The sequence below is a fragment of the Mucilaginibacter phyllosphaerae genome (assembly GCF_004378255.1).
Classification (GTDB): domain Bacteria; phylum Bacteroidota; class Bacteroidia; order Sphingobacteriales; family Sphingobacteriaceae; genus Mucilaginibacter; species Mucilaginibacter phyllosphaerae.
Map to the genome: position 1 here is coordinate 432,935 of NZ_SNQG01000005.1, position 11,316 is coordinate 444,250.

Here is an 11,316-nt window from a genome sequence, read left to right on the forward strand (position 1 = left end):
TTATAATTTTTTATCTATATGCCCCAGCTTTGCTAATCAAAAGCTACCCCTTCAGGGGGCCGGGGGCTTAAACTATCTTACCTATCAACGTAGCCGATGTAGTCCTCTCTACCAGCACGTTTACGTACTGCCCAGGTTTGTAATCCTCACTTACCGGGAAGATCACCATAGCATTCTGGTCGCTGCGGCCGCAATAATCTTTGTCTGATTTTTTGGAGAAGCCTTCTATCAGCACTTTCTCTACCTTGCCTATGCGTGCCTGCATCCTGTAAAAAGAATATTCCTGCTGCTTGGCCACAATTTGTGCCAAACGGCGTTGTTTCACCTCTTCGGGGATATCATCTGCATAGCGCTTGGCTGCTAAGGTACCCGGCCTTTCGCTGTATTTAAACATGTAAGCAAAATCATACTTTACGTAATCCATCATGGTTACCGTATCGTTATGCTCTTCCTCCGTTTCGGTGCAAAAACCGGTAATCACGTCTGTTGATACTGCGCAACCGGGTATGATCCTGCGGATGGCATCAATACGGTTCATGTACCACTCGCGGTCGTAAGTGCGGTTCATGATATCCAAAATACGGCTGTTGCCGCTTTGTACCGGCAGGTGTATATAGTTGCAAATATTATCGTATTTGGCAATGGTATGTAAAACCTCGTCGGTAATATCTTTGGGATGCGATGTAGAGAAACGCACACGCAATTCGGGGCTTACCAGCGCAACCATTTCTAACAGGTTGGCAAAGTTTACAACGGCAGCAGCCCCCTCAAAATCTCCTCCGGCAGGGGAAACTTTGTTACCCGCGTCCTCTTCAGAACCATCTCCTTCGGATAGGGCAGGGTGAGGCCTACTCCATTTGTATGAATCCACATTTTGCCCTAACAAAGTAACCTCGCGGTAGCCTTTATCAAACAGATCTTTACACTCGGCAACAACAGAATGTGCATCACGGCTGCGTTCGCGGCCGCGGGTAAATGGCACTACGCAAAACGAGCACATATTATCGCAGCCACGCATAATAGATACAAACGCATTGATGCCGTTGCTGTTTAAGCGCACCGGGCTAATATCTGCATAGGTTTCTTCGCGACTAAGCAATACGTTAACCGCACGCTGGCCGCTATCTACCTGGTCTATCAGGTTTGGCAGGTCGCGATAGGCATCGGGGCCAACCACTACATCAACCAGTTTTTCTTCTTCTAAAAATTTGGCTTTTAAACGCTCGGCCATACAGCCCAAAACGCCAACTACCATTCCGGGGTTACGAAATTTAGCACCGGCAAATTCTTTAAGGCGGTTGCGTACACGCACCTCGGCATTCTCGCGTATCGAACAGGTATTAATAAAAACCACGTCGGCATTGTTAAAATCCGAGGTGGTTTCAAAACCTTTTTCGGCTAATATCGAAGCCACTATCTCACTGTCAGAAAAATTCATGGCGCAGCCATAACTTTCTATATAAAGCTTGCGGCCATTGTTTTTACCAACAGGCTCTAAAATCAAAGCCTCGCCCTGCCTGCTCTCATCATGCACTTTATCCGGTATAAGCAAATCCATTGTCATCTAAAAAATTGAACCGCAAAAATACATAATTTTTAGATAATGATGTGACAGTTTGTCAGCGTTTAACAATTTTCGTTTTTTGTTGTTGTAACATCACACGGCAGCTATGAGGCTGCTGTAACCTAATACTTAGCAGATACGCAATGAGCAAATCATTTTTTAAATTTAAGTGGCAAAAAATATTGTTTATTACCGCAGGCGCCCTTTTAGTACTTGCCCTGGTAGCCGCTGTATGCATCAATAGCTTTTTAGCGCCCAAGCTATCTGATAAGTTAAAAGAAGCCGTTTTAAAAGGCACCGATAGCTTATACAATATTAATTTTAACAGTATTGACCTGGACGTGCTGCAAGGCCGGGCTGTGTTATACGGCATTGTTTTTAAGCCTGATACAGCCGTTTACAATAAATTGAAAAAAAGCGATATTGCGCCGCCCAAACTTTATGCCCTGCATGCCGACCGGCTGCTGGTATCTGATGTGCATCTTTTAACCTTTTACTTTAAAAACAAACTAAATATCGGCCACATAGCGATCAACACGCCCCGGGTCGTGATCAGCACTTATGCCGGCAGGGATACCGTACAGAAAAAAGACAAGCGTACCCTTTATCAAAAAATTGCCAAAACTTTTAAAGAGGTACGCGTTGGGGAGATTGTGGTTACCAACATCAACTATAAAGAAAAAGATTATACCGGGCCAAAGCCTTCCGGGGCTGAATTGAAAGAGATGGATGTAAAGGCTACCGATTTTCTGATAGATGCGGCCTCACAAACGGATACCTCGCGCTTTTTATATTGCCGGGATGTAAGCATCGCGATCAAAAATTACAGCAGCACATCTGCCGATGGTTTGTATTCCCTTAAGGTTAAATCGGTTAAGCTATCTACCCAAACCAAAAAGCTAACGGCAGCCGGCCTGTACCTTACGCCCGCTGACGTAAAAACCTTTTTTGCTAAAAGTAAAAGCGACCGCTTTATGCTTCACCTGCAAAGTATTGTATTAAATAATTTCGACTATAACATTTACCGGCAGTCGCAAAGCGTTGATATTAAAAAAATGGTGATAGATAGCGGGGCTTTTGAGGTAACCAGTAATTATAACGGCATTTTACCAACTACCGACAGGCTGGTAACCTTCCCCAATTGGGCTATCCGCAATACACTGCCCACGCCGCTGAATATCGATACGCTCGACCTGCAGCACGTGAATTTTGTTTATACCGAGCTTAACAAAAAACCCAACAAGTTTGGGCATTTAAAGTTCAGCAACATTAGCGGGCGTATGCGTAATCTTACCAACCGTAAAGAGCTGCTTAAACAAAACAACCGGGCTACCGCAAACATCACCAGCTATTTTATGGGTAAAGCCAAACTGGATGTGCAGTTTATATTTAACCTTGCCGATGCCAATTACAGCTATGCTTATAAAGGCCGCCTTGCCCCTATGAACATGGCTGATGTAAACCCGGTGCTGATGCCCCTGTCATTAGTAAAAATAACATCGGGCAGGGTAAAAAGCTTTAATTTTGATGTAAACAGCACGCAAAAAGTATCTAAAGGCACCGTTTCTCTTTTATATAAGGATCTGTATGTTGATGTGCTTAGGCCCGATTACAGTAAAAATACTTTATTAAGCACATTGGCCAATACCGTGGTTTTAAAGCACGACAACCCGGACGATGGCAGTAAAACCCCGCGTTTAGCCAACGTTGTTTATATCCGCCCGGCAAACTTCCCGTTTTTTAAAACAGTTTGGTTTGTGCTGCTTAACGGCATCAAAAGCTGCGCAGGTATTGGCCCTGCACAGCAGAAAAAACTAACCCTGCAAACTGATCCTGCCGACAAAAAAGAACAGGAAAAGATCATCAGGAAAGCTGTAAAGGATAAAGAAAAAGCCGATGAAGAGTACAAAAAGAAATTAAAGGAAAAACTGCAGAAGAATAAAAAAGGTTAATTATTGCAGCAGCAACTTTAAGTTAATACCAAAGTTGGTAAACGATGTATTAAAAGCCTGCGAGGTGTAGGGCTTGGTAATATTACTATCGTAAAACAGGTTAAGGTTAAAACGCTGGTTGATCACATAATCTATCGCCGGGCGCAGAGTGATGTTCTGCGCGCCTGATGAGATCTCGGCATTAGGTACATCGGCACGGTAAATAAGGGTTTTATTATCGCGCACAGCCACATCCAGTTTAAAATTAATATCGTTATTATCCCGGTTGCCGGTACCGAACAGCCCCCACGGCATCCTGAAGTTTTTGGGGCGGTAACCAAACCCAAATACCAGTATATTTTCGTCCTGCTGGGCCAGCTGGCTGTTTAACAGGCTCAAATTTAACGAGCGGGTTTTGCGGTATTCAAAATTAGCTGTCATGCTGTTCTTAAACCTTACATCGGCACCCAACAGCGGCACAAACTGCTCAAATATGGCAACCTGCGAAAACTGGTAAAACGGCAGAAAATCATTATTAAAATCTCTTGATGCTGCGCCACCGCTGCTTTCCTGGTACTGCAGCAGCGTGGTAAAGCTGCTTACGTTGTATGAGGAGCGGTACCCATGCTTCAGATCGAAGGAATCGAAAAGATCTGAAAAGAAGGGCAGCTTGCCTAAACCTGCATAAGAGATTTGCCAGTTTGGGATAGGTATCTTAGGAAACTGGCTGGTACTAACAGATGCGGCATCCTTGCCCGAATAAGCTGCCAGGAATGCCGGCACCAATACATTTTGCGCATTTGGCCCGTAGCCATCTGCATAACCGGCCGAGCCACCCACCGAATTTGGATTGGTAACGCCCAGCCTTTGCGATATCACCGTACGGTTATTTAAAAACTGCTGATAGGCCTTTGAGGTGCTGTTGGCATCGCCTGCCTTAGCAAACGCGGTAGCCAGCGACAGATACGAAACGCTGTAGGTACCGGTTGTTACCTGCCCCAGGTTTTCAAAACTGCTGGTTGTTGGCAGGTATTTAAAATTACTTTGATAGTTACGGTCCTGCGTCCGGAAGCCGATCAGTTCTATCCGCAGATCGGGCAGCGGTTCGATAATGCTGCGCAGGCGGATATCCTCATTAAATGATTTTACATACAGCTGGTTCTGCAACGTATCGGTAGTGATCCATCCGTTGGTGATCGCCTTCTGCCGAATATCTGCCTGGCTGCCTAACAGAAAACCTATGCCCGGTGCATCGTAAGTAACATCCTGCCCAAAAAAGTTTGATTTAGGCAGGTACCCCGGCAGGAAGGTACCCTCTGTACGGGTATATGTGCCGCTAATGCTTTTAATACCCGTAAGTATGCCCAGCAACAGTTTGGCAGCCCCTGTTTTTTCGTTTTTGCCTTTGCGCAATGCGCTAAACTTATTATAAAAGTTGGCAAAATTAAGGTTGGGGTTAAGCTGTATGGTACGCGCGTTCTGGATAGTGTTGCCCACATCGTAGGTTGGGTCGTTTATGGCAAATTCGGGTTGGGTTTGCCAGTTAAAATTGGTACTGTAGCGCACGGTTAGGGCGGTCCACTCCAGGCCCGGTATTTTATTTACCGGCGCGGTATAGTTTAAGTTAATGGTGTGATTATAGTTGGTAGTACGCCCCAGCCTTAACAGGTTTTGCCAAAGCGTATCGCGTTTTAAACCGTTAATACGCCCGGCGGGCTCATCCACAACCGACAGGTTGGTGGCATCGATATCCAGGGTTAAGGCTTTTGATAAATTCCAGCCGATACCGTAAACACGGGTAATGTTAAAGTTTTTGTTAAACGCTGTAGGTATCGGTATAAAGTTATTCGGGTCGTTATTACGCAGGGTATTCTCTGAGTAAAAACGATCAAAGTTGATGCTGAAATTTAACCGTGACGGCAGTATGCTAAAGTTAAAATCGCGGGCAAGGGCCAGCAGGTTACTTTTAATGATCTTGGCGAACGGGGTATAATACTTAGGCTCTTTATTATAGTTGTAGTTTAATGCAACACGGTAGGTTTTGGCATAATCCTTCTCTACAATAAAATCGTGATGCTCATACTCTGTGTAGGCGTAAGTAGCGGCAAAGTTTTCAATATCCCATAATTGCACCGGGGCGGCCGTGTTGGTACGCTCTTTATGCACGTTGGTAAAGTTGATGCTTTTACGCGTTGTAAAATCCTGGGTAACGTTTTTGATTGAATCGCGCGCTTTGTTGGTTGGCGCTGCTGCAAGTGATTTTTTCAGCTCTACATCCGGCGATGCAGGGTCATACTGCGGGGTGCTTATCTGGGTAGATATGTTTACATAAGCCGGGATCCTGATACCGCTTTTTTCCGGGAAGAATTTACCCAGTTCAACACTTGCCGATGCATCGATGATCTGGTTATCGCTGCGGTTACGGTCGCTCACGCGCGAATCCAGTGTGCCAAAGCCAACGGTACTTTTACTGCCGGATACGGTTATGTTGGCAAAATCTGCCAGTGCCGCATCTACACGTGCGGTAGCTGCCCAACCGCCGCGCTGGTCAAAATCTGTAAGGCGCAGCTCGTCAAACCAAACGGTACCGGTTTTATTCAGTCCGTCATCGGCGGCAAGGCTATTGGGTTTATAGGGATTGCCCACACCCAGCATAATAGCGCGCAGGCGGCTAATATCCGGCTGGCCTTTAATGGTTACCTTATTACGCCCGTCGGTATAAACAAACGGTACGGTAAAGGGCCATGGCTGCCCGTTTAGCTTGGCATTGTTACGGGCCAGCTTGGCATCAATTAAAATGGATAGCTGCAGGTCCAGCTCGTTATTGGCTGGCCAGATAGCGCCCGGGTCGCGGGTGCCGGGCTGGGTAATGGCCAGCGGCACTTCATATTCGTAATAGTTATCCTGGTAATCAACACCCAAACGTACAAAGCCACTCAGGTCGTTATCCTTCAGCTGGTCGCCCTCGGCGTGGATGAACATCTGGATGCGTTTATACGAGCGCAGATCATTAAAAAAGGTGCGGAATGCCGCCCGGGAGTAGCCATCGCGCAGGTTGGCCACGTTTAAGGATAACGACTGCTCGTTAAGTTTGGTATCTGTTTGCAGGTTATTGTAATTACGCTGGCGGTTAATACCCGGCGGCACTACATAAGGTATCGGGCTGCGGTTACCGTTCTCTTCAATATTTACAGCCTGCACATCCAGGGTAGATCCATCTATAACCGGGTTGGTAATGGCTGGGTCGGCAATAACATTTATCGGGTTATTCTCCCTGTTAAAGGTACGCCACTCGCTGCGCGCCAGTTGTAAGGTTGCAAAACGCAAAACGGCGGTATCGGCAAAGTTGGTCATAAACATCCGCATAAACCGGATGGCCTTAAAATCCTGTATGTTACCTACCTTGCTCTGGTAATCGGTTATAGGCACCCTAAACTGGTACCAGCTTACGGCCTGCGTGGTGCCGTTTGGCAGCTTTACGTTTGATGTGATCTTATCATTAATATAATTTTGGCCGATAACCATATCCTGCGGGCGGATGGATACGCGGTACTGAAAGTACTCGTCGGTCTGGCTCATGTTATTGTCGCGGTTAATGTCTTCGCCATCCGGCAAGGATGTTGACGCCGATGTTTGCAGGCCCAGTTCTGCCTGCGATTGTTCTGCCGTTTTAGAGTTACCATCTGTGCCGTTGTAGCGGCTGTAACGGTCAAGTATCCCGGCGCGGGCCTGGTCAAGCAGCGGCCCCTGGTAATACTGGTAATCATCTGATGAAGGGTCGTTTGAAAACGCGGTTGCTGCCTGCGGGTTCAGCAAGCCTTGTACCTGCTGCACCACAGGTGCAAATTTTGTTTTCTCATCGGTATCGTTCAATCCGTCTAAACCAACGTCCTGCAACCTACGCGAATCGGGGTTGTTATCAAAGGCATTAATAACCGGCTGTAATTTGGATACGCGGCCCCAGTTGGTTTCATCAACCTGGCTGGCATCTGCCGCGGTTACCGGCAGGCTGTTCTCTAAACTTTTACGGCCATCCTTTAAAATATCTTCAGATACGCTGCCCAAGTTAAAATAAAGGTCGCCGCCGCTTGAATTTTGATTGTAGATGAACGGGTCCATCACCCAAAACTCAATATAGCCTACGTTTAAAGCTTCAAAGTCGTTGGTTTCTAACTTTCTGAAGATACCGCCCCACTTGGTTCTTGGGTTTTGCAGCGTACCATCGTTATTAACCCCGGTAGTAACATAGTTATACGGCCCGCGCACTGTTGGGTAAAACACCATGTTTAGGGTAGATAAGCTTAAGGGCTGCCCGGTGGTAGATTGTTTATAAGGGAAAACTTCCTGCTCGATAACCTGCCTTACGTAATGGTTAGAAAGTTCGTTACGGGATACCGACAGGTTGCCCGAGTTGGTGTAAAATATAGGGTCGATGTTATAGAATGCCAAACGCGCACGGTTGTAGCCATAGCTCAGGTCATCAAAATTAGCCGACTCGGGGAACAACTGCGGCGTGCCCGAAATTTGCCAGTTAATGGCACTTTTGATATCAATAACCGAACGGCTGTTCTCAAAATCGTCCAGATAGGACGTTCCGTTTTTAGAGCCTGCAAAATTAAGCGCATTGGGGCTGCCCGGCCTTAGCTGGGCAAATTCGCCGCTAAAATTAATGGTAGACGGTGCCTTGGTGTTGATGAACGGGATCTTATCAACCAAACGGGTTAAAAACCGCGATTGCGTACTGTAATTAGCATCAAAACCCCAAATGGTATTAGAAATAGATTCTTCGCCAACAATTTCATTTTGGGTGATGGGCTGCTCGGTAAGGTGCATTACGGTTGCCCCCAGGTTCAGTTTATCGCTCAGATGATAATCCAGCCTTGACCCGAACAACGATTTTTGCTGCACGCCAAAAAGTTCGTTATTCTCTATCTTAACATTAAGGGTTTGGCCCGATGCTAAAAGCGCCTGGTTTAAGATCCGGATACGGCCTGCACTGTAATCAACGGTATAATCGGCACCCTCCTGCAGCTTAATGGCACCGGCAGTAACCACTACCGACCCCTGCGGGATATTCACGGCATTCAGCTGGTACTCAGATCCGCTTTGCGAAGTGTAAGTACCTTTAATAAGATACCTGTTTAATTTAGGGAAAAACTGCTGCGCAATGGTTTTGGTCGAATCGTAAAGCGGCTGGTAAACATACCTTGTAGCAAGATCGGTTTCGCCGGGGTCAAACTGTTTGGCCAGGTCGCTGCCGAAGGGCTCAATCACGGGGAACATGATGCGCCCGTTCTGCGAATCTATCGTTACCCCTTCTAAAAAGTCGAAATAACCATCGGGGCGTTTATCATTTTGGGTATCCAGGTTATCTACGCCTGTTATTTGCAGCCAGCGTTTGCTTTTCAGGTTCTGCCCCTCATCCATAATGGTTTTCTCGATGCCCGATTTATCATCCAGGCGAGAAACATTTAGCCTGAAATTGGTAGGGCTTATCTGGTAGGCGCCCAGGGAATAGATGTTTTTCATCATCAGGTCCCAGGTTGGCAGGTTGGTTTTAAGCAGTTCGTTCTTTAATAACTTGGTGAACAAAACGGTTGGGGTATTTGGGTCAACCGCCCTGTCGCTGCTAAACTCACCCACCTGGTACTGCACGCCGTTTACCGTGTACTGGTAAGCCACAGTTAACACTTCATCGTTATTTAGCGGGTAGTTAAGCGAAATATAACCCAGCTGCGGATGCAGGGTAAACTCCTTATCTGTTAGTTTGCGGGCGTAAGTTAGTTTGGCATAGTTATCTGTAGCGCCGCTTGCCCTAAAGTAATTGGCTACATCATTAGAGTTGGTGTTGCGGGCACCTGCCGGTAAACTAACCAGCAGGTTGTTTGATTGCTGGGTAAAGCCCGGCCCCCTGAAACCGGCAGGCAGGCCGCTGGTACCACCGGTAATAAGGGCGGTATTATAAGGCCTGTTCTCGCCCAGATCCAGGAAACCGATCACATCGCGCGAATCGGTAGTTACGTTGGTACGGTTGGTTGTCCAAACCTCAATTTTGGTGATATTTACGTTTGAACTGATGATAGGGATGTTGGCCAGGGCCCTGTTATAGTTGTTACGAAAATACTGCGACAGGAAAAAGTGCTTATTGCTTTCGTAATCGGCAGCAGTAATGTTAATGTTTTGCTGCTGTGCACCGTTGGTAATGGTGATATTTTTAGCCTGCGACCGCTGCTGCGAAAAAATACTGGTTACATCCAGCTTACCAAACTTTAATTTGGTTTTAACCCCAAACAGGGCCTGGCTGCCAGATATCAACGTAGTATTTAAGGGCATACTAACCGTTCCGGCCTCTATCTTTTGAATGATCTCGTCCGGGTGGCCGGTGTAATCCAGTTTTATCTGGTTTTCAAACTGAAACTGCGCCTCGGTGTTATAATTGGTAGTGATCTTTAGTTTATCGCCAATTTCGCCGGTTACGTTCAGCTGGATGCGCTGGTCAAAATTAAAGTTGAACTGGTTGCGCTGGCGGGTATTAAACAGCGGGTTCTCGTTTTTATTGATCTGCCCGGCCAGTATCACTTCTGCCGACCCCTGCGGGCGGATGTTGATGTTAGAACTGCCGAAGATCTGCTCAAAAGTTTTGCTGCGCACCTTCATCTGCGGTATAAAGCCCGGCTGCTGCGATTCGTAGGCATAATTATCGGCAAGCTGTTTAAAATACTCGCGTTTTATACCGCGTTGCTGTAGTAGTAAATACTCGCCAAAGGTTAAATATTGGGGGGCGCGGTAAAGCAGGTTACCTACCCGCTCGTATAAAATATAACGGTTGTTGGCTGCATCATATTCAATAGTGCGCACCAGGCCCGGCGGGTCTGTAAAAAAAATGCCCGAACGCTGCCTTTTGCTTTGCGGTTCGGTTAAGCTGATGGGGCCAAGTTTACGGCCGGTATCTGCTTTGGCATTGGATGATTGCTGCGCCGGTGTTTGTGCAACCGGCTGGGTTTGCTGGCGCTGCCCCTGCTGCTGCACCGGGTTTTGCTGCTGTATTTGTTGATTAGGAATTTGCCCCTGCCCGCCCGCTTGCTGTTGTGTTGGCTGCTGTACCGGCCTTTGTATGGGCGTTTGCTGTGCAAACACCTCCCCCGCCCCGCTAATAGCAGATAAAAGGGTTATAACTACAAAAAGCTTAGTAGTAAAGGTTCTAATCAAGTGATAAATTATTGCAATGTAATTATAAGCTTTTTAGCGCAGATTTAATTAATTGTTCTACAGTTAAAACCCCCGCGTTTTTGCCCATTTCCTGGTCCAAAACTTTTTCTGCAACGTTACGAACAAATCCAAGCATTACAAGGGCAGAAAGGGCTTCATCTTTTGCCGTTTTTAACCCTGGCATTACCGTTAAGGTATCTGGCCCTTCTTTTTTAAGCTTGTCCTGCAACTCTAATATTACACGCTGCGCAGATTTTGGGCCGATACCTTTTATGCGTTGAATGGCCGCAACATTACCCTGCACAATAGCCGCCTGGATCTCGGCCGGGGTGATAGAAGATAACATCATACGGCCCGTATTAGGGCCTATGCCGGATATGGATATCAGGTGCATAAACAGCCGGCGCTCCCCTTCGGTAGCAAAGCCATAAAGAGTGTGTGCATCCTCTTTTACATGCAGCCAAACAAAAAGTTTGCAGCGCTCGCCCTCAGGAAGTTGTGAGTAGGTATTTAACGATATATTGATGTGGTAGCCAATCCCCCCGGCATCAATAACTACGTGGGCAGCGCCTTTAAAAGCTAACCTGCCATCAATATAATCGTACATTTGTT

General features: G+C 46.7%; 4 protein-coding genes. 1 reads left to right on the top strand and 3 read right to left on the bottom strand.

Annotation, left to right across the window (positions count from 1 at the left end; genetic code table 11):
* Positions 1-67: 67 nt before the first annotated feature.
* Entirely contained in the window at positions 68-1,558 is a 1,491-nt protein-coding gene (locus E2R65_RS15465) for a MiaB/RimO family radical SAM methylthiotransferase (RefSeq protein ID WP_134337381.1), read from the bottom strand.
* A gap of 149 nt (positions 1,559-1,707) precedes the next feature.
* Here E2R65_RS15465 and E2R65_RS15470 point away from each other — a divergent pair, with 149 nt between their 5' ends.
* Entirely contained in the window at positions 1,708-3,516 is a 1,809-nt protein-coding gene (locus E2R65_RS15470; protein ID WP_134337382.1) for a hypothetical protein, read from the top strand.
* Here E2R65_RS15470 and sov read toward each other — a convergent pair whose 3' ends face one another.
* Together sov and ruvA are read right to left on the bottom strand one after the other, a co-directional pair.
* Positions 3,517-10,524: a T9SS outer membrane translocon Sov/SprA gene (sov, locus tag E2R65_RS15475; RefSeq protein WP_134337463.1), complete on the bottom strand. Its 7,008-nt coding sequence runs from the start codon at positions 10,522-10,524 to the stop codon at positions 3,517-3,519.
* Positions 10,525-10,726: 202 nt separating this feature from the next.
* Positions 10,727-11,311 carry a Holliday junction branch migration protein RuvA gene (ruvA, locus tag E2R65_RS15480; protein WP_134337383.1) on the bottom strand — a complete coding sequence of 195 codons (585 nt, stop codon included), beginning with the start codon at positions 11,309-11,311 and terminating at the stop codon, positions 10,727-10,729.
* Positions 11,312-11,316: the final 5 nt, after the last annotated feature.

Excerpts from the sequence above, each read along its gene's own strand:
- ruvA (WP_134337383.1), bottom strand. The coding sequence starts at position 11,311 with ATGTACGATTATATTGATGGCAGGTTAGCTTTTAAAGGCGCTGCCCAC.
- E2R65_RS15470 (WP_134337382.1), top strand. The coding sequence starts at position 1,708 with ATGAGCAAATCATTTTTTAAATTTAAGTGGCAAAAAATATTGTTTATT.
- E2R65_RS15465 (WP_134337381.1), bottom strand. The coding sequence starts at position 1,558 with ATGGATTTGCTTATACCGGATAAAGTGCATGATGAGAGCAGGCAGGGC.